The sequence below is a fragment of the Brevibacillus formosus genome, assembly GCF_003013405.1.
Lineage (GTDB): Bacteria > Bacillota > Bacilli > Brevibacillales > Brevibacillaceae > Brevibacillus > Brevibacillus formosus.
The window spans coordinates 19,942-44,653 of record NZ_PXZL01000019.1 but is presented as its reverse complement, the minus strand read 5'-3'; the positions used below and the strand labels follow the sequence as shown (position 1 = coordinate 44,653).

Genomic DNA, 24,712 nt, shown 5'->3' with positions numbered 1-24,712 from the left:
GTGGTCTGACCACTCATTGAGTTATGCTCTCAATATAATAAAAATCTGTTCTCCTGTAAACCTGCCGAAAACGGCGAAAAAGGGAGGACATTCCTCATCCTCCCCAATTTATAGGCATTTCTTTCCGAATTACGCTGTCAGGCCCCACAATTTCTCGCGCTTGCTCCAAAAATGACTCATCTACGTCTACCCAATTTGCTTCCGGCAAGCGAATTGTCTGTCTTTTTCCTTCGTAGAAGAGGATAACGGGAATCGTTCCTTTTTTTTCGACAAACAAGCGTGAAAGTCTTTGCAGTGTCGAATCGCGCTCTTGCTCTGCCGATATTTTGACAAATAATACGGTCTCGGACTTCGGTTGCGGCAGCGTTTGTGCATCCCAGAAACGGGAAGCCAAGAGCTTCACCATGTCTTCCTGGTGATCGACTCGGGCTTCGGCCACGACGATTTGTTCACGCTCGAGCAGTGGCGCATACTTCGCATACACCTGCGGGAAGACAACCAGCTCTACAGGCGCCGTTTTGTCCTCTAGCGTAATAAACGCCATCTGGTCCCCTTTTTTCGTTTGGATGCGTCTGGCTTCCGTAATCATTCCGAATACTTTCACCGTCTTGTCGCGCGGTACGTCACCCAGCGAAGAGATAACCGCTACTTCGGGACGACTGGCGACATGGGCAAACTGATCAAGTGGATGACCCGAGAGGTATACCCCGATCAAGTCCCGCTCCTCTTTTAATTGCTGCGTATGTGAAAGCGGCGGTACCTCGGGATATTCTGCCGGTTCGCGCAAAGGTGCCGCATCTTCTTCTCCTGCAAAAAGATTGAGCTGGTTGGCGTCACGCTCAATTCTCTTGCTGTTTGCCTTCCCTACCGCTTCATCCAGCAATAGCAAAAGCTGACTGCGATGGCCTGGCAACGAGTCCAGCGCGCCGCATAAAGTAAGCGACTCTACTACTCTGCGATTGACTAACCGCGCATCCACGCGCGCACAAAAATCAAAGACATCGCGATACGGTCGACCTTTGCGCTCTTTCACGATCGATTCAATGGCACCGTAGCCGACGTTTTTCACTGCGGCCAAACCAAAACGGATCGCATCCTGCTCCACTGTAAAGTAAGCCAAGCTCTTATTCACGTCAGGCCCGAGCACGGTAAGCTGCAGTCTCCGCGCTTCCTCCGTGTATTCGGCAATTCTTGTTTGACTGCCAATGGACAAGGAGAGCAACGCTGCCATGAACGCAAGCGGATACGTTGCTTTCAAATAAGCCATCTGGTAGGCGATGACCGCATAAGCCACCGAGTGGGCTTTATTGAAGCCGTAATCGGCAAAGCGCACGATCAAATCGTAGACTTGATTGCCCAGCTCTTCTCCATATCCTTGCCGGACACAACCAGCCACGAACTTCTCCCGCTGCTCCGCCAATAGCTCCCGTTTCTTTTTCCCGACCGCTCGGCGCAAAATATCTGCCTCGCCAAGACTGAAGCCTGCCAGTGTCGAGGAAATCTGCATGATTTGCTCCTGATAAATCATAAAACCGTGCGTCTCCCGCAAAATCGGCTCGAGAACAGGATGAGCGTACTGCACTTTGCTAGTCCCGTGCTTGGCGGCGATGTACTGTGGGATGATCTCCATCGGCCCCGGACGATACAATGCCAGAACCGCAATGATGTCATCAAGGCTGCTCGGCTTCAAATCTCGCAGTACATTGCGCATCCCCGAAGATTCCAGTTGGAAAATGCCCGTTGTCTCCCCGCGGGAGAGCATACGAAACGTTTTCTCGTCATCTGTCGGCAGCTTATCCAGATCAAGCGATATTCCCTGCTCCTGCAAATGACGCAACGTCTCCTGAATGATTGTCAAATTGCGCAAGCCGAGGAAGTCCATCTTTAACAGACCGACTTCTTCGAGAATTTCCATCGGATACTGAGTAAGCGCCAAGCCTTCATTACCCGTCTGCAATGGAACGTAATTCGTCAGCGGTTCACGCGAAATGACGACGCCCGCTGCATGCGTAGAGGCGTGACGTGGCAAACCTTCTACGCCCTTTGCCGTTTCGATCAGTTTCGCTGCCTGTTTGTTTTCCCCGCAAAGCTTGCCGATATCCGGGTTGATCTGCATCGCTCGTTCAATCGTCATGCCTGGCGATTGCGGAATCATTTTGGCCACGCGATCCACAATGCCCAAAGATAAGCCTAGCGCCCGCCCAACGTCGCGCACTGCTGCACGAGCCGCCATCGTACCAAAGGTAATGATCTGGGCGACGCGATCATGTCCGTACTTGCTCGCTACATAGTGAATGACTTCGTCACGGCGCTCTACGGAAAAATCGATATCAATATCGGGCATCGTCACCCGCTCCGGGTTAAGAAAGCGTTCAAAGAGCAACTGAAAGCGAAGTGGATCGACATTCGTGATTTTCAAAACATACGCGACCAGGCTACCTGCCGCTGATCCGCGTCCAGGTCCAGTCGGTATCCCGTTTTCGTGAGCGTACCGCATGAAATCCCATACGATCAGGAAGTAATCGGTGAAGCCCGTCCCTGTAATTATCGCCAGCTCGTGATCCAGACGCGCTTGTGCCTCTGGCGTAATCTCGCCGTATCGCTCCCGGCAGCCCTTTTCACACAGTTCACGCAAATACTGCGTCGAATCTTGTCCCTCTGCCAAAGGAAATTCCGGCAAAATATGCGCACCAAAGGAAAGGTCCAGCTTGCACCTGTCTGCAACAGCTACCGTATTCGCTAACGCCTGGGGAGCAAAAGCAAAGAGCGTTGCCATTTCCTCTGCACTTTTCAGATAGTACTGATCCGTCTCGTAACGAAAACGGTTTTCTTCGCCAATGGTCTTGCCTTCTTTGATCGCCAGCAAGATATCGTGTTGCTGGTGATCCTCCCTGTGGATATAATGAACGTTGTTCGTCGCAACCAGTTGAATCCCCGTCTCCTGGCCTAATTTCACGAGACGAGCATTCAGCCTGCGCTCCACTTCCAGTCCGTGATCAGCCAGCTCCAGGTAAAATTGCTGCTCACCAAACATTCGCTGATACTTGCGAGCTGCTTCTTTCGCAGCGTCCGCTTCTCCAGCCAGTAACAGCTTGGCTACTTCCCCTTGCTGGCAGCCGCTCAGTGCAATGAGGCCGTCTGTATGCTTTGCCAACACCTCTTTATTGAGACGCGGAAGGATGTAGTTGCCGTCTGTATTCGCGATTGTCGCTAGCTTCAGGAGATTTCGGTAGCCCGTTTCGTTTTCAGCGAGAACGATCAAATGACTAGGCGGCGGTGCATTTCGCACGCGATCTTGAAGATTTCCTTCTATTAGGTATATTTCCATCCCGATAATCGGTTGGATGCCTGCCTCCAGACAAGCTTTATAAAACGGGATCGCCCCGTACAGATTGGCATGGTCTGTCATCGCCAATGCATGCATGCCCAATTCGCTGGCTCGCTTCACTAGCGCATCGATACGTGCTGCTCCATCCAGCAGACTGTACTCCGTATGAACATGCAAATGGACAAAGGAGGTCATGATATTACCCCTCTCACTTTTCACGATTGAAACTTTCTTACTTACATTATACCGGAAGTATAGCGCATACGGACGTTAAGAACAAACGTTCTTACATGTATTTGACCGTCATCCCCTGATTTTGGTAGGATGGGTAATACCAGAATGGCTAGAAAGGATGAATCCATCTATGTGGTCTGCCTTTTACATGACCGGTGTTCTCGCTTCCCTAGTAGCCAGTGTCTACTATAGTATCCATGCGCGCAGACGAGGCATCCATCCGCTTGAATCGCGTATGCTGCTGGGGAAAATGAATGTGTCGTTGGGGATACTCGTTTCTTTGTTCGGCATCAATCAGTTTACTTTTGATTCTCTCGATACGATCCGCATTGTCGTTGGGTTGATCATGCTGATTGTAGGAGCTATGAATTTATTTTTGGGAACTCGCAATTATTTCCGTTATCGTACAGCTTGGCAGGCAGAATTGAAAAAAGGGGTATAAAAAAAAGGGCATGAGAACAAATTTACGTTCCACATGCCTTTTCATTTTGGGGAGAACCATTGCTAGAAATACTTTTCCTCTATTCCCAGCTGTTTATCATACAAACCCGATAGAGCTCTCGCTATAATTGATTTGTGTGACATTCTATTGCTTCGACAACCTGAGCGGCAGTGCCGAAGGTTGTCTTTTTTTTATTTCAATTTGGAAGGGAACCATTTCCAGTTATTTCAGATCTTCGGCTTTCGCCCACATTTCCTCGGGGTTCAGCTCATAGATGCCCTCCTCCCGATACATATAATGATTCATGATGAATTCCCGGCGAATCGTAGCATAATCCTCGTGGAATTGGCGGATGTATTCGTTGATCTCTTGTTCCTTGTATTTGCGGCCTTTTTCTAACCCTCGGACCATGTATTCAAAGACGATCAGCTTTTTCTTACGCTGAGACGGGATTTGTTTTAGTTTGCCATCTGGCGTAATGAAGCTGCGAATGACTTGCATTTTTTCCGCTGCCATCTGGTGCCTCCTCTGAATATGTGAGTCGTCTTGCGCAAAAATGTCCTCTGCTGTCGAATCCTTTGCTTTTTCCATGACGTTCACGATTGCCTGCGACTGGCGTTTTACATTGGCTTCGTGCAGGTAAAAGTAAATGGTGTTTTTATCACGACGTTCGTAAACGACACCTGCTTCCCGAAGCTTTGCCATATGGTGGGTGATGGTAGGAGGTGTTACGCCGAGCTTGCCGGCCAACGCCTGTCCGTGCAGGGGGCCATTTGCCAAAATCGCGAGAATGCGTACGCGTGTCGGGTCTCCGAGTGCTTTGTAGAAGGTGACGAGTTGGTCTAATTGCAAAATGGGGCACTCCTTTCTTTGATTGATCGTTCCGATTAGATGATGTTCTAATTAGATGATAAGTTGGATTTCTTTGTCTGTCAATTCGTAGGAGATAAAACAAATTCTATATCGTTGCTGCTGGTGGCAGCGGAAAAAGGAGAAAACGCTCGAGCTTCTTTGGCCCCCTGCATGGGGGTCATTCCTGCACGTCTCCGTGAAAAAAGGGAAACCGCGTCCAAAGTAGTCCTCTCAGGGAGCATGTTCAGAGGTGGACGCTTAAAGGCGTGTTTCCCTTTTTCCACTGCGCCTCGGCTGGTGTCCCAAAGAGCCTCGCTTATTTCTCCTTTTTCCTTGTAGCGGCTGTCTGTTTAGTTGTGGCTGGTTTGTCAGTGAATCAAGATGATATTAACTTCATGCAATAACTTTCAAAATGCTTTTGCCAAAGCTGCGTAGAAGAAGCGCATTTCCAGTCCAAGCGCCTCTGGAGCCCATCTCAGCGTAGGAATAAATGGCGGGGAATTTAAGCTTCACTTATGGAATACTTCCTCGAAACTTCAACGTTTGAAGCGCTCCCGCCATTTATTCCGAAGCGGACAGTTCACACCCCTTGCGGGGCGGAGGCCGAAGCGTAGACTGGAAATGCGCTTCTTCTCCCCCACTACAGCCACTTTTCAACACAAAAAAGAACAGTCCATAAGAGACTGTTCCTGTCTTTTAACGCTCAATTATTTGCGCCGTAATCATGGCCTGCCCCACGAGCTGTTCGCCGTGGAATACGGATACTTCGACTTTTCCGAAGCGGCGGCTGATGTCCAATAGGCGCGGCTTTACTTCGATGTGGCTTTCCATCTGGACTGGCTTTAGGAAATAGACGGTGATATTTTCCGGTACCATGTCTCCTCGACGATGGTGGCGCAGCAGGTTACAAGCAGCCTCGACCATGACCGTCGTCATGATTCCGCTGGCAATCGTACCAAGATGGTTGGTCATTTGTGGGCTCACATCACCCAGATAGACCATCTCATCTGCCTGTCGCTCCTCACGGAAATGGGACATGATCAGATTCGGGAACGTTTCACTCATCTGTGGTTGCTTGGCTGTAAATTGCAGTGCTTTTAACACATCGTTGCGGCTCAAGACCCCGACGAGCTTGCGATGGTTGTCTACGACAGGCAATAGCTCGATTCCTTCCCACACCATGGTGTGCGCAGATGACGCTACGGATACTCGTGGCGAAGTCGTAATCGGGTTCTTCGTCATGACCTTGTCGATCGTCGCGGTATCCTCATGACCGATGATGTCTTTGGAGGTAACAATCCCGATCAGGCGCATCTGCTCATCAACGACGGGGAATCTCGTGTCTTGATACAGCTCTGTATACTGATGCCACTTGGCAACAGAATCTGATGTCAATAAGACAGGCGTTTCTGCAAGCGGCTTCAAAATATCCTCTACCATAACGATTTCTTTTTTGATCAGGCGATCATAAATGGCTCGGTTAATCATCGAGGCTACCGTAAAGGAGTCGTAGCTAGAGGAGATGATTGGCAGCGCTAAGCGGTCAGCCAGCTGCTTGATTTCCTCGCTTGTATCGAATCCCCCAGTAATTAATACAGCAGCCCCTTGCTGCAAAGCGATTTTGTGCGCCTGATAGCGGTTACCGACAATCAAGAGACTCCCGGCATCGATATAGCGCATCATAGCTTCGAGCTGCATGGCCCCTATTACAAATTTATTCAAGGTCTTGTGTAAGCCTTCACGTCCAGCTTGCACATGACCATCGACGATGTTCACAACCTCCGCAAAGGTCAAACGTTCGATATTTTCCTTTTGCTTCTTCTCGATTCTCACCGTACCGACACGCTCAATCGTGCTGACGTATCCTTGCGTTTCCGCTTCCTTGATCGCGCGGTATGCAGTCCCTTCACTCACATCCAGGTCTTTTGCGATCTGCCGCACGGAAATCTTCGAACCGATCGGAAGGCGATCAATATGTTGCAAGATTTGTTCATGCTTCGTTGCCATATTGCTATTCCCCCTTCCTTTTCTCCCACCCGTTCCATGTACGTGCGCTCCTTCGACCAATATACCCGAAGGCGGGGCAAAAAAAAAGGGTAGCTTTTTCGAAAGCTACCGACCAGAAAGTATATCATTAAGGGGGTTTTCATCGTGCTTTTATCATACCCAAGGAATATTACAGGATTATTACAACACAGTTACAGTTTCTTTTCAGTTTTGTTTAACTGAGGAAATTTGCCAATATACCTTGGACAAGCCCAATAATCCCGCCAAGGATAAATCCGAGCACGGTAATCATGCGGAATTCCTTGCCCGAAATCCCTACTACCATCTCTTCAATTCTTTCAATAGGGAAACCCTCTACTTGCCGGGTAACAATATCCCGAATGGCCAGGCGCGAAAATATTCTTTCTATGTTTTGTTGCAGCGTGTCCACCATCCACTTGGCCAAACGAGGCACGAGTTCCGTTGTCACCGTTTCAGAAATAGGCGCTGTCAAACGATACAGAGGCTCGTCCACGATGCGCAAGCTTTGCTCCTCCAGCTTGGCAAAAAGCTTCTGCGCCCAGTCGTCTACTTGATCTCGCCCAATCCAGGCAACCACTTCGCCCACATTTTTGTCCAAGAGCTTGTCCGCTTCGCTATGTAAAAAGTAGTGAACGCGTTCCGAAAGCTCTCTGCTTTGCAATAGCTCATCGAGATACGGGAGAATCTTGCCCAAAATCTTGTCATCCCCCAGAAACATCCCGACCAAGCCACCAAACATGCCTCCGCCTCCACCGAGCAATCCACGAACCATATTTTGCAAGGTTTGCTGTCCTTCCGGGGAATGCAAATACTCGCGGAACCGTTTCAAGAGCAGTTCACTTATACTGCCCAGTGCAGCATCCAAACGCTCGCGTCCGTTGTCCGTTACCAACTCTCGCAGTTTTTTCTCTTCATATTGTGCCAGAACCTGTTCGACAAAGGTACCCCATTTCGCCTCGATAGGCGCGCGGACACCCTCACTCCACGTTCCGTCTTCCTTAAATAACTGTGGCATCACCGTGAGCAATGCTTGACGTAGACTACGCTCATCTGTCATCCAGTCGCGGGCGATGGTGTTCATCCATCCTGTCAATGTGCTCTCCAAACCACTCTGGTTCAGCGCACGCTTGACCCCCTCTGTCGTCAGCAAATGTTCTTCGACGAGTCTGCCCATTTGTATCGCGATATCGTCCCGTCTTCTGGGGATCAATCCCGGTGTAAACGGCACTTTCCATCTGCCTATATACCACGGTTTTACTGGTTTAAACAGCATTCGGATGGCTAACTCATTCGTCACTCCACCAATGACAGAACCTACTGCAATGTTCACTAATATTATCCAAGCGTTCATAAATCCTAACAACCTCTCTTCTCTACATGGCACCAAACGTTTTGGATGCTCATACCATAGACTAACTTTGCCTGATGGGAAGGGGATACTCATGTCCTACGTTCCAACAATCGTTGTCGAAAACGAGATAATATCGGAAGTAGACCTTTACCTGCCCCAGGCGCACTTGCGCAAATGGAATCTTTCAACACCGTCCACCATTGCAGTCCAATTTGGAAGCAAAACCGTTTCCGCACGCGTAGGCGGTTGGGAACGGGGAGGCAAAAACTCGGGTAAAACCCTCATTCGACCATCTTTAGCTCAATCACTTCATTTGCCCAAGGGCGTTCCACTCTTAGTCCGTTATGATGCGAGTCAGAAAACAATCGTTTTCGGGCCGTATATAGGTGTTCTTGTTTCGAGCTACAATGCAGCGTTCTCGCAAGGACCGTTTGGACACCTAAACTCTTTCTTTCAGGAGATGTCCGATATCACCCGTAAACGCGGAGGGATCCTTTGCACATTTCGGCTTCAGGATGTTAACTGGGATGCAGGAATCGTACGCGGCCTCGTTAGAAAAGGAGGCGTCTGGAGACAAACCGTACTTCCGCTTCCACAATGCATTTACAACCGACTCGTATCCCGCCAACGCGAACGAAGTGAACAGATGGCCAACTGGGTCCAACGCTGCAAGGACGCTTCTATTCCCTTTTTTAACGAGCGTTTCTTGAATAAGTGGCATGTACACGCCGCTCTCGAGAATCAACCGACAGCCTCCGAACATCTTCCCAGCATGGTTCGCTATCTGAAACAGGAAGACCTGCGACAAATGCTATCCACCTATCGCACCGTTTATGCCAAGCCAGCTAACGGTAGCATGGGGCGTGGGATCATTCGAGTTCGCAGTTCTCCCGAGGGCTACCAGCTCGCGTTCCCTGGGGGATTGCGCAAATCATTTACTAGCATTCAGGGCTTACATCAGTATTTGCAAAAAAGGATAAAAGGCACATCCTATTTGCTGCAGCAAGGCTTACCGTTAATCGGCATCCAAGGACGACCGACAGATTTTCGTGTATTGGTACAAAAAGACCGAAAAGGCGAATGGTCCGTCACTTCCATGGTCGCTCGCCTGGGATTAAACCGCATTGTTTCCAATATATCCAGAGGCGGACAGATGATGACTCCCCTTCAGGCGCTGCGCGTTTGTGGACCACGGGCGAGCGCGATACGACCATCCCCTCAAACGTTACGCGCAGTAGCACTTAAGCTCGCGATCCTTTTAGAAGAATCACTGCCTGGGCATTACGCAGAATTCGGAATTGATCTGGGAGTCGATGTCCATGGACGGGTGTGGCTATTGGAGGTCAACAGCAAGCCATCCAAGTCAGCCAAAACAGTTCCGTTGCCTGAGGGGGCCGAAGAGCTACCTCGGCGCGCTCGCCCTTCTGTCGTTCGCATGCTGGATTATTCCGCCTTTCTAAGTGGTTTTCCCCGGACCATTCAACCACAAAAGACGATAAAAAGAAGACCGAAGCGCAACAAAAACAGGCGAAGGTGACCTACATGACAGCATCCGAGAGAAGTCTTGGCATCATGGCCCGGTGCCAAGGCTCCCACTTTGTAGACAAAGGGTATTACAAAAAGCTTACGCTCTATGGACGCAAGCACGGTATTCGCGTCTTCGTTTTTTCACCACGTCAGGTTAACTTTTCCACCCGTATGGTAAAAGGGTTCGAATATCGCAGTGGGTCCTGGCACGCAAAAGACTTCCCAATCCCCGCCTTTATCTATGATCGTTGCTTTGTGGGCCCATCTTATCGCCACTATAAACCATTTGTGGAAAAGTTGCAAAACGATCGCAACATTACGTTTTTGGGGTATGGTCTGTCTGGAAAATGGCAGGTGCACCAGATGCTCGCTAAGTCCCCTCTCCTCGCCCCGTTGCTACCACCTACTGAAATATTCTCATATCCTGTACTCCATGCAACCTTGGAAAAATACGGGGCAGCCATCATCAAACCGATGGCGGGAACTCACGGTATTGGCGTCGTGAGAATAAAAGAAATGCGCACTGGCTATGAAGCTTCTGGACGAAACCGAGACAATAAACCTTTCACGAGGCGAATTCGTGACACTGCCGGATTAAAACGTTTTGTCTCTGTCTTTACTGCCGGCCGCAAGTTCCTGGTACAGCCCTATCTGGAGTTGCATACCCCAGATGGCACCCCATTCGATGTCCGTGTTCTCGTTCAAAAAAACGGGCTTGGTAAATGGGGGATAACTGGCAAAGCTGTGCGCCTGGGAGACAAACGCAGTATCACCTCCAATTTGCACGGAGGAGGGAAAGCAACACTTCTGGCCTCTTTCCTGCCCCTTCACTTCACATCTGCAAAAGCGGCACGCATCGAGCAAACAATCAACCGAGTGGCGGAAGAACTTCCCCGTTTTTTGGAAGAGTCACACGGCAGACTCGTTGAGCTGGGAATCGATATTGGCATCGACACCGCAGGTAATGTCTGGATCATCGAGGTAAACAGCAGACCAGGGCGAACCGTTTTTCGCATGATTGACGACCCGACTGCACAACTGCATTCGATTACTCAGCCTGTTCGCTACGCCCACTATCTCATGAAAGAGCGTGTAGGAGGTTAAAGCATGGAAACGTTTAGAATGCGGCTTCGCTTCCTTTCCAACCCCCGTATCAGTGGGATTATCCTGCCAGCTACTCTCTTCCAACAGCTGCAGCTGCGGCAACGCCAAAAAATTAAAGTCTTACTGGGTAAAAAGGAAGTAGTCGCAACTGTCTTACAAGATAAACGCAATCCGGATGCGAACGTCATGAAAGTGACGACGCTCTTGCAAACGGAGCTGGGCATTCCTCACCCTGGCTTGATCCAGCTCAAACTCGAGGGCTCCGCACTCCGAATCGGTCCTTCAATCGGGATCGTTACGACTGGCATAAGACGAGATCCCAAGCAGCCAATTGGCTCTCGCACCTCGTTTTTTTACAATCTGTTACAGGCACAAGAAGGGAAAGGCGTTTTCTACTATATATTTTCTCCAACCGATGTGGACTGGGAATCCAATACGGTCAAAGCGTGGTTTTTGCGCAGAAACAAGTCAGGCGGCTATTTTTGGAAAAAGCATGTTACCGCCATGCCCGATGTCGTCTATGATCGTATTCCCTCTCGGTCGGCAGAAAAGCATGAAGCCGTTCAGGAATTCAAGTATCGACTCGCCAGTTACCCCAATTTACCAATGTTCAATCAGGGCTTTTTTAACAAATGGGGTGTGCACCAACTGCTGTATCCGAATCCAGAAGTGAATGAGCATATCCCGGAGACTTACACCTCTCCTTCTCTTACAACGGTTCGAAACTTGCTGCGTAAATACCCCATCGTTTATTTGAAGCCCAAAAACGGAAGTCTCGGTTACGGGATTGTCAAAGTGGTTCGCCAGGCAGGCGGTGGCTTTACTGCCTCTTATCATACAGGCAGCGGCAATGTAAAAAAACAATTTTCCAAGCTGTCCAGCCTTTATCAGCATGTCTTCCGCAGTCGTCGCGTCAGTGCGTATTTGGCACAACAGGGCATTCCGCTCATGACATTCCATGGACGTCCGTTTGATTTCCGTGTTCACCTGCATAAAAATCAACAAAACGAGTGGGTTGTCTCCTGCACGGCAGCCAAGGTTGCAGGTTCTGGCAGCGTAACTACCCACGTACGTACAGGTGGCACTGTCATCCCCGGCGATGACCTGTTGCAGCACCTGTTTGGCAGACAAAAAGCCCTCATGACCCAGCGTATTTCTGATGCCTCAATCCGACTCGCTACCGCAATTGAACTGGCAAAAGGGATTGATTTAGGCGAATTGGGGCTGGACATGGGGATTGATACGCAAGGCCATGTCTGGATGTTCGAAGCGAATTCCAAGCCTGGCCGTTCTATATTCAAGCACGCCCGACTCAGGCAGGCTGATCAAGAATCCCGCAAGCTGCTCGTCGATTATAGCTGTTATTTGGCCAATTTCTAGTCGCACGCGATCTGTACCGTTTTTCAGGAAGGAGGAACACCATGCTTCAGCAGCGCTCCGGGTGGCTGACGATCCTCCCTAGCGGTAGATGGTTCGTACAGTTACCACGGCTAGTCCTTAAACGCTCGCCAAAGCCACTGGTCGCCAGTCTCGGTCCCTTTTCTCATACGAAACGGATATACGCTGGTTTACCTCGCGTGCAAGCAAGCCGTATTCGTACACGCATTAACTGGAAAATGGCGGGCGACTCCCTGAAGCTTGGCCCATTATTTGGCATATTGACCGTTGGTGAAGGGGCAACATTTTTAGGAAATCGCGAGAACTTCAAGGATATTACTAAATCGGGAAAGCAATGGGGTGCACTCGTATATGTGTTCACTCCACAAGGAATCAATTGGGAGAAGAAAAAGGTGCGCGGCTATTTGTACAACAATCGTCTAAACTCGTGGCAAGAGGTGATTCTACCTTTCCCCCATGTGGTTTACAACCGAATTCCGACGAGAAAAGCAGAACGGCGACCTGAAGTCCGAAGAGCACTGAACCGTATCCATGAGATGCCAAATGTCACATTGTTTAATCGCGCCTTTTTTGACAAGCAACAGCTGTTTGCGATGCTTGAGTCTCACCTGGAAGTGCAAGCTTTTCTACCGGAGACGAAACAGCTGGACACCTTGGCTCGCTTTCGAAGCTTTTGCACGGAGCATCGCTTTGTCTACTTGAAACCTGTGCGGGGTAAAGCTGGTCAGGGAATTATGCGCATTGATTTCAAAAACGATAAGTGGTTCCTGCAACGGTTAAAGGAGCAAAAGGCCATTACTCGCCGCTTTTCCAATTTGAATGAGGTATGGAAGCACATTCGGCTTCATGTTAAACAACAGAAGTACATCATGCAGCAAGGTATCCGTCGTGCTCGCTACAACGGCAAACCTTTTGATGTGCGCGTCCTCGTACAGAAAGATGGTGAGGGCGAGTGGAGCGTAACCGGAGTTGGCATCAGAAGGTCTGGCTCGCAAAGCATCACCACTCATGTGCCACGGGGAGGCTCGATCCACTCGTTATCAACCGTTCTGCAAGCTTTGTTCAAAAATAATCCCGAGCAAATGGAAAGACACATTCACGAAACAGCGCTCGCCATTGCACGGTCTTTAAATGCAGAATGGACGGATTTGGCTGAAATGTCGATGGACCTTGGCTTGACAGAAGAAGGAAAGCTATGGCTCTTTGAAGCGAATGCAAAGCCTGAGAAATTCGATGAACCATCGATCCGACGATTATCATTAGCGAATTTGATCCACTACGCACAGCATGTCTCCCGCTTGCAAAACAAGCGAGGCATTGCCGCAGGATAAGGGAGTCGAACAGCCTAGCTGATTCACAGACGACCTTGGTGCGATTTGCCCGTCAGGAAGGGGAACGGCGCATCACCCAACGAACGACTGGCTGACGCGATTGACCCCCAGGCTGTTGGCTCATAATGGGTCAATCCTTCCTGATTGTAGATAAACGCTACCGCAATTGGTGAATCGGCATGCTGGCTGTACGTGCGGGTAGCATTGAACAATGAGGCAAGTCTCACATTTTGATCTAAAGGAACATGCCGTTTAGACTCCGGCATGTTTTTTTCGTTTCGAATGCATGACCTGATCAACCTTGGAAAAAATACTCCATGGAGGTGGTCTTAACCATGACCTACACAAATAACAATATGATGCAATCTCAGCAACAACCTCAATTTTTTGGAGCAGTAAGCCCTGCAGGTTCTATGTTCCAACCAGGCTTCGCCGGAACCAACGTACAAGAAGTACAGTATTGGAACCAAGGCGGTCATGCACAATCGCTTGGAGCGCCTTCATCTGCTGTATCCTTCAGTGGCGGAGTTGGTGGTGTCCAATCCATCTTTTCCCCAGGCTTTGCGAATACCAATGCGCAAGAAGTAAGACAGCAAAATGCTAGCTTTCCAGCACAACAACAACAGCAACAACAATTTGGTTTTGGTCAAAATCAGGCATCCCAGTACATCCAGGCGCAGCCATCGTATCAACCAGCATTTGGTGGCGGAGCTAACTCGGTCTTTTCTCCTGGCTTTGCTGGAACTAATGTTCAAGAGGTTCAGGCGCGAAATCAAGCTGGCTATAGCAACTTCGCGGGTCAAACTGGCTTCGCTGGACAAACTGGCTTCACTGGACAAACTGGCTTTGTGAACCAAGCAGGAAACGCTGGCAGCATCTTTTCCCCAGGCTTTGCCGGAACCAATGTTCAAGAAGTACGCCAATTGAACAACACCGGCTTCGGTCTGCAAGCACAGCAGCCTCAACAGCAACAGCAGACTTTTGCTAATACACTCGGCATGGGAGCACAATCTGTCTTCACTCCCGGTTTTGCTGGCACGAATGCACAAGAGGTGCGCCAATTGAACGCTCCAGGTCAGGTTGCTCCACACACAGGTTCAATCTTCCCTGGCACTTTCTAAATGAGAAAAGCGTGACCATCCATCGCGACGGTCACGCTTTTTAATATGGGTGATGGTTCAGGGGTGTACATTTTCCCAAATCGCTTGATACACGGCGTGCAAATCTTGCAGACTCTGTTCATCCACTGTAAAAATAATACTGCCAAACACGTAGGCATCCTTCTGCACGCAGGACCATCCATCCCCGGTTGATTGGAACTGCGCCTCCACACACGCCTCCGTATGATCCAGCAGTTGCCGTACCGCAACATGCTTTTCCAACGATGGTCGATATTTTTCCATCACTTGCGCAAGGCGTTCATCCTGACGCGCCAGCCGATACAAGGCAAGCTCAATCTGGAGCCAGCAGGTCACATAAAAATGGAACTCCAAAAATAACGTGTGTACGGCTGCACGGATTTTGTCGTGGTCACCAGCTTCCAAGGCTGCGCGTGCTTCCTGTTTTTTCTCCTGAATCAAGTCAAAATGACTGACTGCTCCGCGGTAAAATTTGCGCACCACGTTGTACAGCATCTCTGGCGTACGCTGCGGAAGATTTCGATGTCGGTTTTGCACATCTCGCATGGCTTATTCTCCTCTTTCCGACGCTCGTTTTCTTCTATTGTACAACAATAGTCTACTCTTTCCCGGTTTTCCAGTAGTCATAGGCATGTACGGCGAGCCCCCAATACGAGGAGTACCGATCCAGTGCTTTTGTCACCAGATCCAGCTGCCGGTCCATTTCGCCCATGCCTTCTTCGTGAAAGGAAATCCCGTTCCCTTCGTGGCTCTCTTTCGTTTCCACGGCGACGACCAGCTTTTTCTGGAGGCTCTCTGCGTACTTCATCTGATTTTCAACCAAGCCGATGATGCCAGGAGCGCGATCGCGAAATGCCATCAAGGTCGTATGATCAAGCTGTTTAATCATCCAATGCGAAAACGGCAATTCAGGCTGACCCGGAGTCGGTGTCTTGTCCAGCCATGCGGCGAGATCGACGCTTGCTTCCAAGGATGTTTCTTTCTTGGTCTCTTCGACAAACGCTTCGATGTTGCCCATCCACTGGCGCAAGACCTTCTCTTTATCCTCGCGCCAGACAGGAAGAACGTACGGCTCAATGTCTAAGTGAATGCCGTGAAACTGCTCTTCTGTCGAGACAGCCTCATTGTAAGCTTTCACCCAATTCACGAGCTTCATGATCTTGCTCCGACTTTCAGACAGAGCCCAAATCGGATGACCGCCCATCGCATGAACCTCGATACCCGCTTCACGAGCCTCTCTCACGAAATCGCGATAATAGGAAGTCGGCTGTTCCAAATCTAGACGAACATAGAGGAGATTCACCCCGTTTTGTTCTGCAAAGGAGAGAATCTCCTCCTTTTCCGTGCCAATCAATTCTGCACGCCATATGTAGGTGCCTTTGTAGCGTTGCTTCGTTGCCGGGGGCAGTGGAGTCGCCTCCTTCCAGTAGCGATAATCGTGAATCGCGACACCAGAGAAGGACGGATGCTGTGCCAAATGTGCTGGCAATTGCTCTAATTGCTGGTTCATGAGAGCCGGGCCTTCCTCTGCAAAAGAAGTGTGGTCTTCATCCAGCGGCTTCATATTCACAGCCACCAAGACACGTGTCTCTAATTCATCCGATTCCTTCATTTCCTGATCAATCAAATTCAGGATGCCGTTTTGACCAGAAAGGGTGTCACGATACGCCATGATACATACCGTATCAAACTTGCTGATCATCCATTTGGACAGAGACATCTCTTCTTGCCCCGGAACAGGAATATCGTCCAGCCAAAATGGAATGGCTGCACTGGCAACCAAATCCTCATCTTTTGACACCTCGGCTGTGAACACCTGCACATTGGCTTGCCATTCACGGATAATCCGCTTCTGATCGGTCTCCCAAAACGGCAAAAGATACGGCTCGATGTCTAACTGAATCCCGCGAATACGCTCATTCTTCTGCGCTTCACGGTTGTAGCTTTTTACCCAGTGGACGATGTTCATCATCCGCTTTTCATTGCTTTTGAGTGACCACGCCGGATGGCCGGCTACCGCATGAACCTCGATCCCCATCTCTGTCGCTTCGCGGATAAAATCGCGGTAGTAATCATAGGGCTTGTTCATCTCGATTCGCAAGTAGACGAGATTAATATCGTTACTTTTGCAGAAATCGAGAATCTCTTGTTTCTCTCTCCCGATCATTTCGGATTGCCAGATCCATGTTGCTTTACTCTTCTTCTCCGCGGGGGAAAAGCCGAACAGAAAGCCGACCGTCAGGCAGAGAACACTCAAATAGATGCGCGCAGCTTTCATTCGTCAAAGTTACTCCTCTCGTTGACTTGCGTGCTTCCAGCTCTCGTAATCATGGATCGCACTTCCTGCAAACGCTGGGTTGTTTGACAGCTCCTCCTGTAAAATGGCCAACTGGTTGTTCATCTCTTCTGTGCCTTCTTCATAAAAGCTCACATGAGCGCCTTCCATCGTCTCCATGATGTTGACGCCTACGATGACCGACCCTTTTTTGCGTACATTGGCATCATCGACGATCTTTTCTACGATTTCGACGATCCCATTTTGCCCAAGGGCTTGATTGCGGTAGGCCATTAACGTAATACTGTCGAGTCGCTGCACCATCCAGTTGCTCACTTTTTCATCACTGTCAGGAACGTTTACGGAGTCGATCCAAAAAGGCAAGTCGGCACCGACAGCGAGATCCGTATCTTTCTTCGTCTCCGCTGCCAGATAGCTGACATTTTTCAGCCATTGCCGGACGATTTCTGCCTGGTCTTCCTTCCATGCAGGCAACAAATACGGCTCGATATCGACGTGAATCCCCGAGAATCGTTCATCTGGCTTGGCACCGCGATTGAATGCCTTCACCCAGGAGATCAGGTCGTCGATGCTCTCTCGATTCGCTGTTAACGCCCAATTTGGGTCACCGCCAAGCGCCTCTACCTTAATGCCTGCCTGGTTGGCTTTTTCAATGAAGGTACGATAGGTCTCTGGCGCAACAGCTGCTGGTTCAACGTGAAGATAGATCAGGTTGATGTCGTTCTTCTCGGCAAACTCGATCATTTCATCGGTTTGGGTCTCCATTTGCTTGGCATTCCATATCCAGGTTGCTTTTGTCAGCGGAGAGCGGGTGTTTGCCAACGACAGCATGATGGTCGAAGCTACTGTCACAAGGAGCAGCGCTATCCACAGCCAGCTATAGCGACGAAGTACCTGCATCAGTGCTGATCGGTACCGTACTGTTGTGTCGTCGCTCCCACTCCAGCAAAAGCCCGCTCACCAAACGTACTGCCGTCAACCGCTGAAAACGGCTGAATTCTCGTGTAATCCTCGATGCTCTTGTTTTTAACCAGCGCGTGCGGCCCGATCTGGCAGCCTTCACCGATCTTTGTGTCGCCAAAAAGGCAGGTTCCCGGATAAAGCACCGTATCACGCCCGATCATTACGTCCGAGTCGATGTATGTCGAGGTCGGGTCTATCATCGTAACTCCGTTTCGCATATGGAAATCGTTGATTCGCTTGCGCATCAGCTGTTCCAAATCTGCGAGCTGCACACGATCATTGACGCCATTGCCTTCTTCGGGATCATCCGTTGCAAACGCCGCTACCAAATGACCTTGTTCTTGCAATAGCCCCAGAACATCCGGCAAGTAAAACTCCCCTTGCGCGTTTTCGTTTGAGACCATCGGCAGCATCGAAAACAGCTTTTGATTGTCAAAGCAGAAGATTCCGGTGCTGATCTCGTTCACCTTTTTTTGGCCCAAGGTCGCGTCTTTTTCCTCGATAATTTTACGGACATCGCCGTTCTCGTCGCGAATGATCCTGCCATAGCCTGTAGGCTCGTCCACAATGGAGGTCAAAACCGTAGCTGCTGCTTGTTTGAGCTGGTGATACTCAAGCAAACTTCGCAACGTCTGTTCTTGTACGAGCGGTGTATCGCCATTCATGACAATCGTCACGCCATCCTGCGCTCCAAGAATTTCGTGGCTCATCCAAACAGCGTGAGCGGTACCCAGCTGTTCCGGTTGATACGCATACTGAACGCGGTTTTTCAACTGATCTTTGACTGCTTCGGCTCCGTGACCGACAACGACGACCAAATGGCGAAGCGACAAGGCTTCCAATGTCTCTACGACATGCTCAATCATCGGCTTTCCGCAGATTGGATGCATGACCTTGTAGAGCGAAGACTTCATTCTGGTTCCTTTTCCTGCTGCGAGTACTACTGCATGTATGTTCATCCTATCGCCTCCGTCTTGGTCAGCTCCCCTTTTGCAAGCTGACCTTGTTGGATTTGCTGATCGAAGTATGGTTTCAATTCATAGGTCAGTGTGTCAATCATCATGCTCAAATTAATGTCTTTCCTCTGCACGCCCAGCTGATAGGCCTGAAGCATAATCTCCAGTAATTTCTCCTGATTCAACGTCCGCTTCGAGGTGTTCATTCATCTTTCCCCCTTTTTCCTTCCTCTCTTCACTTCATAACGACTGACGTTTGTGTTTACTCAACTGTTACACTTTTGGCCAAGTTCCGTGGACGATCTACGTCATTGCCAAGCGCAACAGAAGTGTAATAGGAAATGAGCTGGAGGGGGATCACGCCTAAAACCGGCGTAAACAAGGCATCTGTGTGCGGAATCAGGCAAACATCATCAACCGAGCGATGCAGCTCTACATGTCCATCTAAGGTAATACCAAGAACCTTTGCTCCACGGGCTTTCACTTCTGTAATATTGCTGATCATTTTCTCATGGAGCTCGTCCTGTGTAGCCAAGGCGATGACTCTCGTTCCCTCTTCGATCAGCGCCAGCGTGCCGTGCTTCAGCTCCCCTGCCGCATACGCCTCCGAGTGAATATACGAGATTTCCTTCAGCTTGAGTGAGCCTTCCATCGATACTGCATGATCGAGTCCTCGCCCGATGAAAAACAGATGCTGCTCGTCCTTGATCGATTCAGCGAAATGACGTATCTCATCCGCATGTGCGAGAATATACTCGACTTGATCCGGGAGGGCTGTCAGTTGGTGAAGCAATGAGACACGGGTGTCAGCGTCCAGTGTTCCCTTCGCTTGCGCCAAATAGATACCGAGCAAGTAAAACGCAATCAGCTGAGAGGTATATGCCTTCGTTGAAGCAACCGCGATTTCAGGGCCTGCATTTGTCGTAATCACGTCATCTGCATCACGGGCAATCGAGCTACCGACTACATTCGTAATCGCTAGTACTGCTGAGCCGTTTCGTTTGGCTTCACGCATAGCTGCCAATGTATCTGCTGTCTCCCCAGATTGACTGACGGCAATCGTAAGCGTATTAGATTGAAAGAGTGGGCGACGGTAACGAAACTCCGACGCTACATCCACTTCTACCGGAATCTGTGCCAGTCGCTCGATCACATGCTTGCCGATCATGCCCGCATGATAAGCGGTACCGCATGCGACAATGTAGATTTTCTCCACACGCTTGGCATCCGCTTCCGATAATTGAAGAGTAGGAAAAATAACCTTTTGCTGTGTAGCATCGATTCTACCTGTCATTGTATTGCGCAGGGCACGCGGCTGCTCGTAAATTTCCTTTTGCATATAGTGTGCAAAGCCGTCTTTTTCCGCTTGCTCCTTGTCCCACTCAATCCGTACCAGCTCTCGCTCAACTGGCTCAGTCGTATCCAGGCGCATGACGTGAACGGAATCTTTGGTCAGAATTGCCAAGTCTCCGTCTTCCAGAACGTACACATCACGCGTATGCTCCAGAATCGCCGGGATATCAGAGCCGATGAAATTCTCATTCTCCCCTACCCCGATAATCAACGGGCTCGCCATGCGAACTGCTATCAGCTTGTCAGGTTCATGCTCCGTCATCACACCGAGGGCAAATGCTCCGCGAATTTTGCCAGCGACCTTCTGCACCGCTGCAACCAGGTTGTTATTGTATTCCTGCGCCAAGAGATGCACGATGACCTCTGTGTCTGTCTCCGAAGTAAACGTCACGCCTTTTTCGATCAACTCCTGCTTGAGATCCAGATAGTTTTCGATAATGCCGTTATGCACGATCGAAAACTTGCCGGATTGATCAAAATGAGGATGAGAGTTTTCATCAGACGGTCGTCCGTGTGTTGCCCAGCGCGTATGACCAATGCCGATAGAGCCCTGCAAGCCGGACTTTTGGGTTTGGCTCTCCAGTACGTCAATTCTGCCCTTTGCCTTGCGGATGCCGATCGTTTCCCCGTCGCAAATCGCAATACCCGCTGAATCGTAGCCTCTGTATTCCAGCTTTCGCAGCCCATTGATTAAAATCGGCTGTGCTTCCCTGTTCCCGATATATCCCATAATTCCGCACATGTATTCGGTTCCTCCCTTGTTGCGTATAATGTTCGGACTTTGTATTATGCGAGCAAGCTGACGACTTCCTTCTCCTGCTTGATAGCCACGGAGGTTCCGATGCGATACACATTCGGATTCGTGATGCCCTCAAACGCATTTCGTGTATCGATAATGGCCACTCCCAAATCCGCCAGCTCCTGATAGGCAAAGCATTGGTGATTCGTAATGAGCACCATGCAATCGTAAGTCTTGAACGCCTCGTAGTCATTGGCGATGGAGTGGACGATCTCGCCTTTTTTATTCACAAAGCTCTGCGCATACGGGTCGTAATAGTCAACAGTTGCTCCGCTATTGGTGAATAGCTCGTAAATCTCCAGACCTGGTGATTCCCGCAGGTCATCTACTTCCGGCTTGTAGGCCATGCCGAGAATCAAGATGCGCGAGCTGTTGATCGCTTTGGCGTAAATATTGAGCACCTGTGCCGTCTTGTTTCGCACGTAGTCCGGCATGTTGTCGTTAATCGATTGAGCGATTTCAATAAATTGGCTGTGAAAACGAAAGCCCTTGGCCTTCCACGACAAATACATCGGATCGAGCGGTATGCAATGCCCACCGATTCCGGGTCCCGGGTAAAACGGCATGAACCCGAAAGGCTTGGTCGATGCGGCCTTGATTACTTCCCAAACATTGATGCCCATTCTGTCGCACATCATCGCCATCTCATTCATGAAGGCAATATTGACGCTGCGGAAGGTGTTTTCCAAAAGCTTGGACATCTCCGCCACCTTTGGCGAGGAGACCGGCACGACAGTTTTGACCAAGCTGCCATACAAGAGTGTGCCTAACTCCATGCAGCGTTCTGTCGTCCCGCCGATGACCTTTGGCGTATTGTACGTACTGTATTTGCGATTGCCCGGATCGACCCTCTCCGGCGAGTAGCAGAGGAAAAAGTCGATGCCAGCACGATAGCCCAGCTTTTCAAATTCGCGCTGGATCAACTCCTCCGTTGTTCCCGGATAGGTTGTGCTCTCCAGCGTAATGAGCATTCCTCTTTTCATGAATCGCTTGATTTGCTCGACAACGTTTGTAATGTAAGAGGTATCCGGGTCCTGATTGGGACTGAGTGGCGTCGGAACGCAAATGCTGATCGCATCCAGCTCCTCGATGACGCTATAATCAGTCGTCGGAAAAAAGCGGTTGGTCGCGAGGCATTCCTGCAAGGTTTCATTGGAAATATCCTGGACGTAAGACTCTCCTCTTTTCAGGCTCTCGATTTTTCCGCCATGCAGATCGATTCCGACTACGGTATAACCGCTCTTGATTGTCTCTACCGCCAGCGGCAGCCCTACATACCCAAGCCCAATGACACCCACTCTCGCTGTCTTTTGTTGAATCTTCTGTTGCAGTTCCTCGTATCTCGCCATCCTCGGTTCTCTCCCTTTCTCTTTCTAGAATTATAAAATCAGCCTTTTCACCCTGGCTTCCAGTTCTACCGGGGAGAATGGTTTGGTAATGTAGTCAGATGCTCCCATTGCAAATGATTTTTGCACATCTTCTTCCAGACGTTTGTCTGTGAGCACCATAATTTTGCTCATAGAAGCGCTGATATGCTTGATTTTTTCCATGAGCTGGTATCCATTGAGGATAGGAAGATTCAGGTCGGTTATCACGAGATCAGGGGCGACCTCCTGATATTTTTCCATGCCATCCATCCCGTCATTGGCTACCGTAACGAGATACCCTTTGCGCTGAAAGTAGATGCTCAAAAACTCGTTGACAGTCTCATCATGGTTAACCAGCAAAATACTTGCCGGCTCCTCTTTTGGAGCGGGATTCTGCTCGTAAATCTTGATTTCCCCATGAGCGCCTGGCTCTCTCATCTCTTGGATCATCCGCATCAGCATTTGACCGGACGAGCGAGAGCTTTCGGGAAAACTCGCAATCAAAAGGCTGCCTGTTAGCAATTTGTGCTCTTGCAAATAGTCTTTGACACGCAAAGCATAGAAATGGGTGTTCGAAAGCTTCTGTCCTTCCAGCAGGATTCCGAAGAGCTGCTTGTTCTTGTCATACGCATAGTGCAAGGCAACCTCGGAGCCGTCTCCTGAACGAGTGCCCAGGTCTTGCTTGATCAGCTCGATTGACTCTTTCGTGAGGGTTTTGCAAGCTGCCAGAATAACCCCACACGCCAATTGTTTCTCCTCCATCTTGCTCAGATGCTCGTAAAAAACTGGTACGAGATTACTCATGATCTAGCCTCCAAACTTGAAATGTTTTCGCTGCCCTTCGTCTGCCAGCTCGTCCGCGTCATCGTTCCCCAGGAGTTGTTGTTGCGCAAAAATTCAATATGACCGAGGAATCTCCAGATGACGCCGATTTGCCGATAGCCGAAGAACATCAGAATCGTATAGAAAAGCATTTTGACAATGTCCCGAAAACGCGGATACCGTCGAAACGCGATTTCCTCCAGCAATAAGGAGCCAATGCCAAGCAGCACGCCATACAGCACATTGAGCAAGCCGTAGAGTAAGAGGACGTAGCCGTTGGTCATATCCAGCAAGGTGTACCCGATGAGGGCCAATAGACCTGTGATGCGAAAGTACGGATTCAAGGTTTCAAACAAGATATTGAACGGTAGCGTGAGCATCCCGAACAGCTTGTACTTGGGGCGAAACACCATGTGTCTGCCGTACTCAATCATATTTTTCAGATTGCCGCGTCCCCATCTGCGCCGTTGACTGCCCAAAATTTTCAGCGTATCCGGCGCTTGTGTCCAGCAGACCGCATCGGGGCAAAATGCCACACGGTACGGCAGCTTGTTTTCCAGCATGTACTTGTGCAGCTTGATGATGATGTTCATGTCTTCACCTGGATACCCCTCACGATAGCCGCCTACCTTGATGATGTAATCCTTGCGAAAAACACCGAACGCACCCGAGACGATAATCAATCCGTTGATTGCGCTCCAGCCGATCCGTCCCCCGAGAAATGCCTTGAGGTATTCAACGGATTGCATCATCGGCAAAAACTTGTCTGGCAAACGAATGTCTTTCACGACACCGTCTTCGATCTTGCAGCCGTTGGCAATGCGGATATCTCCCCCGATGGCAACTGTTTCATCCGGGTTTTCCATATACACCTTCGCAATGCGAATCAGCGCGTCTTTTTCCAGCAAGGAATCTGCATCAATGGATGCGATCAACGGATAATGGGAGAGATTGATCCCCGCATTGAGCGAGTCAGCTTTTCCTCCGTTCTCTTTGTCGATCAAATACAGATTCGGAAAAGCCGGATTGTGGTAAATTCCCCTGATGTTCGACGTATGCAGAAGCGGCTGCAACGGCATGTGCTCGGAGTAAACCAGTGAAAATTCGTCAATTAATACCTGCAAGGTAGCATCCTTCGATCCATCGTTGACTACGAGCACCTCGTAGCGCGGATAGTTCAAGGATAAGAGCGACCTTACATTTTCAATAATCGTCAGCTCCTCGTTGTATGCCGGCACGAGAATCGAAATCGGCGGAACGTGCTCAGAGCCTGAAAGTGTCTGGAATCTCGAATAGATGGAGCTTTTTAAGATTCCCATGATGCTCTTGAACGAGAACAGCATGATGATGAAGTACAGAGAGTTGATCGTGATGACGTAATAGATCGCAAACACACCGTAGTAAAGTAGAAAATCTCTCATG

General features: G+C 49.7%; 20 protein-coding genes. 6 read left to right on the top strand and 14 right to left on the bottom strand.

Annotated elements, in window-relative coordinates; translation table 11 throughout:
* Nucleotides 1-94: 94 nt before the first annotated feature.
* Nucleotides 95-3,523 carry a DNA polymerase III subunit alpha gene (locus C7R91_RS17830; RefSeq protein ID WP_047070612.1) on the bottom strand — a complete coding sequence of 1,143 codons (3,429 nt, stop codon included), beginning with the start codon at nt 3,521-3,523 and terminating at the stop codon, nt 95-97.
* A gap of 169 nt (nt 3,524-3,692) precedes the next feature.
* Here C7R91_RS17830 and C7R91_RS17825 point away from each other — a divergent pair, with 169 nt between their 5' ends.
* Complete coding sequence (locus tag C7R91_RS17825) at nt 3,693-4,004, top strand: YtpI family protein (protein WP_047070611.1); 312 nt, start codon at nt 3,693-3,695, stop codon at nt 4,002-4,004.
* Between the two features lie 222 nt (nt 4,005-4,226).
* Here the strand turns inward: C7R91_RS17825 and C7R91_RS17820 are convergent, their stop codons facing one another.
* The 3 genes from C7R91_RS17820 to C7R91_RS17805 form a co-directional block, all read right to left on the bottom strand.
* Nucleotides 4,227-4,856 (bottom strand): DUF2087 domain-containing protein, encoded by a 630-nt coding sequence (locus C7R91_RS17820; RefSeq protein WP_047070610.1) that lies wholly within the window; start codon nt 4,854-4,856, stop codon nt 4,227-4,229.
* 696 nt (nt 4,857-5,552) lie between these two features.
* Nucleotides 5,553-6,863: a DRTGG domain-containing protein gene (locus C7R91_RS17810; protein ID WP_047070608.1), complete on the bottom strand. Its 1,311-nt coding sequence runs from the start codon at nt 6,861-6,863 to the stop codon at nt 5,553-5,555.
* A 214-nt stretch (nt 6,864-7,077) separates the two neighbouring features.
* Nucleotides 7,078-8,235 (bottom strand): DUF445 domain-containing protein, encoded by a 1,158-nt coding sequence (locus C7R91_RS17805; RefSeq protein WP_047070607.1) that lies wholly within the window; start codon nt 8,233-8,235, stop codon nt 7,078-7,080.
* Nucleotides 8,236-8,326: 91 nt separating this feature from the next.
* On the opposite strand from C7R91_RS17805, the gene C7R91_RS17800 reads away from it, so the two are divergent.
* From C7R91_RS17800 to C7R91_RS17785, 4 genes are read left to right on the top strand one after another with little or no spacing between them, the layout of a single operon-like run.
* A complete protein-coding gene (locus tag C7R91_RS17800; RefSeq protein ID WP_047070606.1) occupies nt 8,327-9,772 on the top strand; it encodes a YheC/YheD family endospore coat-associated protein in 1,446 nt (481 codons plus the stop codon).
* Between the two features lie 5 nt (nt 9,773-9,777).
* On the top strand, nt 9,778-10,866 hold the full coding sequence (locus C7R91_RS17795) for a YheC/YheD family endospore coat-associated protein (RefSeq protein ID WP_047070605.1): 1,089 nt from the start codon (nt 9,778-9,780) through the stop codon (nt 10,864-10,866).
* A gap of 3 nt (nt 10,867-10,869) precedes the next feature.
* On the top strand, nt 10,870-12,246 hold the full coding sequence (locus C7R91_RS17790) for a YheC/YheD family endospore coat-associated protein (protein WP_047070604.1): 1,377 nt from the start codon (nt 10,870-10,872) through the stop codon (nt 12,244-12,246).
* A gap of 41 nt (nt 12,247-12,287) precedes the next feature.
* A complete protein-coding gene (locus C7R91_RS17785; protein WP_047070603.1) occupies nt 12,288-13,595 on the top strand; it encodes a YheC/YheD family endospore coat-associated protein in 1,308 nt (435 codons plus the stop codon).
* Nucleotides 13,596-13,618: 23 nt separating this feature from the next.
* On the opposite strand, the gene C7R91_RS29405 is transcribed toward C7R91_RS17785, so the two are convergent.
* Nucleotides 13,619-13,807: a hypothetical protein gene (locus tag C7R91_RS29405; protein WP_160309986.1), complete on the bottom strand. Its 189-nt coding sequence runs from the start codon at nt 13,805-13,807 to the stop codon at nt 13,619-13,621.
* Nucleotides 13,808-13,930: 123 nt separating this feature from the next.
* Here C7R91_RS29405 and C7R91_RS17780 point away from each other — a divergent pair, with 123 nt between their 5' ends.
* Nucleotides 13,931-14,716 carry a hypothetical protein gene (locus C7R91_RS17780; protein ID WP_047070602.1) on the top strand — a complete coding sequence of 262 codons (786 nt, stop codon included), beginning with the start codon at nt 13,931-13,933 and terminating at the stop codon, nt 14,714-14,716.
* Nucleotides 14,717-14,773: 57 nt separating this feature from the next.
* Here C7R91_RS17780 and C7R91_RS17775 read toward each other — a convergent pair whose 3' ends face one another.
* From C7R91_RS17775 to C7R91_RS17735, 9 genes are read right to left on the bottom strand one after another with little or no spacing between them, the layout of a single operon-like run.
* A complete protein-coding gene (locus C7R91_RS17775; protein WP_047070601.1) occupies nt 14,774-15,280 on the bottom strand; it encodes a hypothetical protein in 507 nt (168 codons plus the stop codon).
* Between the two features lie 52 nt (nt 15,281-15,332).
* Entirely contained in the window at nt 15,333-17,012 is a 1,680-nt protein-coding gene (locus C7R91_RS17770; RefSeq protein ID WP_047070600.1) for an SGNH/GDSL hydrolase family protein, read from the bottom strand.
* 9 nt (nt 17,013-17,021) lie between these two features.
* Nucleotides 17,022-17,930, bottom strand: a complete 909-nt coding sequence (locus C7R91_RS17765) for a hypothetical protein (protein ID WP_047070599.1) — start codon at nt 17,928-17,930, stop codon at nt 17,022-17,024.
* Entirely contained in the window at nt 17,930-18,952 is a 1,023-nt protein-coding gene (glmU, locus tag C7R91_RS17760; protein WP_047070598.1) for a bifunctional UDP-N-acetylglucosamine diphosphorylase/glucosamine-1-phosphate N-acetyltransferase GlmU, read from the bottom strand. The genes C7R91_RS17765 and glmU overlap by 1 nt, the downstream gene beginning before the upstream one ends.
* Nucleotides 18,949-19,155 (bottom strand): hypothetical protein, encoded by a 207-nt coding sequence (locus C7R91_RS17755; protein WP_012685087.1) that lies wholly within the window; start codon nt 19,153-19,155, stop codon nt 18,949-18,951. The genes glmU and C7R91_RS17755 overlap by 4 nt, the downstream gene beginning before the upstream one ends.
* 56 nt (nt 19,156-19,211) lie before the next feature.
* Nucleotides 19,212-21,044 carry a glutamine--fructose-6-phosphate transaminase (isomerizing) gene (glmS, locus tag C7R91_RS17750; RefSeq protein WP_047070597.1) on the bottom strand — a complete coding sequence of 611 codons (1,833 nt, stop codon included), beginning with the start codon at nt 21,042-21,044 and terminating at the stop codon, nt 19,212-19,214.
* 44 nt (nt 21,045-21,088) lie between these two features.
* Nucleotides 21,089-22,450 (bottom strand): nucleotide sugar dehydrogenase, encoded by a 1,362-nt coding sequence (locus C7R91_RS17745; RefSeq protein ID WP_047070596.1) that lies wholly within the window; start codon nt 22,448-22,450, stop codon nt 21,089-21,091.
* Between the two features lie 30 nt (nt 22,451-22,480).
* Nucleotides 22,481-23,272: a response regulator transcription factor gene (locus C7R91_RS17740; RefSeq protein WP_047070595.1), complete on the bottom strand. Its 792-nt coding sequence runs from the start codon at nt 23,270-23,272 to the stop codon at nt 22,481-22,483.
* Nucleotides 23,269-24,711, bottom strand: a complete 1,443-nt coding sequence (locus C7R91_RS17735) for a glycosyltransferase family 2 protein (protein ID WP_047070594.1) — start codon at nt 24,709-24,711, stop codon at nt 23,269-23,271. Before C7R91_RS17735 ends, C7R91_RS17740 begins: the two co-directional genes overlap by 4 nt.
* Nucleotide 24,712: the final 1 nt, after the last annotated feature.

What these genes read in the sequence shown, in the direction of transcription:
- C7R91_RS17830 (WP_047070612.1), bottom strand. Translation starts at nt 3,523, where the DNA reads ATGACCTCCTTTGTCCATTTGCATGTTCATACGGAGTACAGTCTGCTG.
- C7R91_RS17825 (WP_047070611.1), top strand. Translation starts at nt 3,693, where the DNA reads ATGTGGTCTGCCTTTTACATGACCGGTGTTCTCGCTTCCCTAGTAGCC.
- C7R91_RS17810 (WP_047070608.1), bottom strand. Translation starts at nt 6,863, where the DNA reads ATGGCAACGAAGCATGAACAAATCTTGCAACATATTGATCGCCTTCCG.
- C7R91_RS17805 (WP_047070607.1), bottom strand. Translation starts at nt 8,235, where the DNA reads ATGAACGCTTGGATAATATTAGTGAACATTGCAGTAGGTTCTGTCATT.
- C7R91_RS17800 (WP_047070606.1), top strand. Translation starts at nt 8,327, where the DNA reads ATGTCCTACGTTCCAACAATCGTTGTCGAAAACGAGATAATATCGGAA.
- C7R91_RS17795 (WP_047070605.1), top strand. Translation starts at nt 9,778, where the DNA reads ATGACAGCATCCGAGAGAAGTCTTGGCATCATGGCCCGGTGCCAAGGC.
- C7R91_RS17790 (WP_047070604.1), top strand. Translation starts at nt 10,870, where the DNA reads ATGGAAACGTTTAGAATGCGGCTTCGCTTCCTTTCCAACCCCCGTATC.
- C7R91_RS17785 (WP_047070603.1), top strand. Translation starts at nt 12,288, where the DNA reads ATGCTTCAGCAGCGCTCCGGGTGGCTGACGATCCTCCCTAGCGGTAGA.
- C7R91_RS17780 (WP_047070602.1), top strand. Translation starts at nt 13,931, where the DNA reads ATGACCTACACAAATAACAATATGATGCAATCTCAGCAACAACCTCAA.
- C7R91_RS17775 (WP_047070601.1), bottom strand. Translation starts at nt 15,280, where the DNA reads ATGCGAGATGTGCAAAACCGACATCGAAATCTTCCGCAGCGTACGCCA.
- C7R91_RS17770 (WP_047070600.1), bottom strand. Translation starts at nt 17,012, where the DNA reads ATGAAAGCTGCGCGCATCTATTTGAGTGTTCTCTGCCTGACGGTCGGC.
- C7R91_RS17765 (WP_047070599.1), bottom strand. Translation starts at nt 17,930, where the DNA reads ATGCAGGTACTTCGTCGCTATAGCTGGCTGTGGATAGCGCTGCTCCTT.
- glmU (WP_047070598.1), bottom strand. Translation starts at nt 18,952, where the DNA reads ATGAACATACATGCAGTAGTACTCGCAGCAGGAAAAGGAACCAGAATG.
- C7R91_RS17755 (WP_012685087.1), bottom strand. Translation starts at nt 19,155, where the DNA reads ATGAACACCTCGAAGCGGACGTTGAATCAGGAGAAATTACTGGAGATT.
- glmS (WP_047070597.1), bottom strand. Translation starts at nt 21,044, where the DNA reads ATGTGCGGAATTATGGGATATATCGGGAACAGGGAAGCACAGCCGATT.
- C7R91_RS17745 (WP_047070596.1), bottom strand. Translation starts at nt 22,450, where the DNA reads ATGGCGAGATACGAGGAACTGCAACAGAAGATTCAACAAAAGACAGCG.
- C7R91_RS17740 (WP_047070595.1), bottom strand. Translation starts at nt 23,272, where the DNA reads ATGAGTAATCTCGTACCAGTTTTTTACGAGCATCTGAGCAAGATGGAG.
- C7R91_RS17735 (WP_047070594.1), bottom strand. Translation starts at nt 24,711, where the DNA reads ATGAGAGATTTTCTACTTTACTACGGTGTGTTTGCGATCTATTACGTC.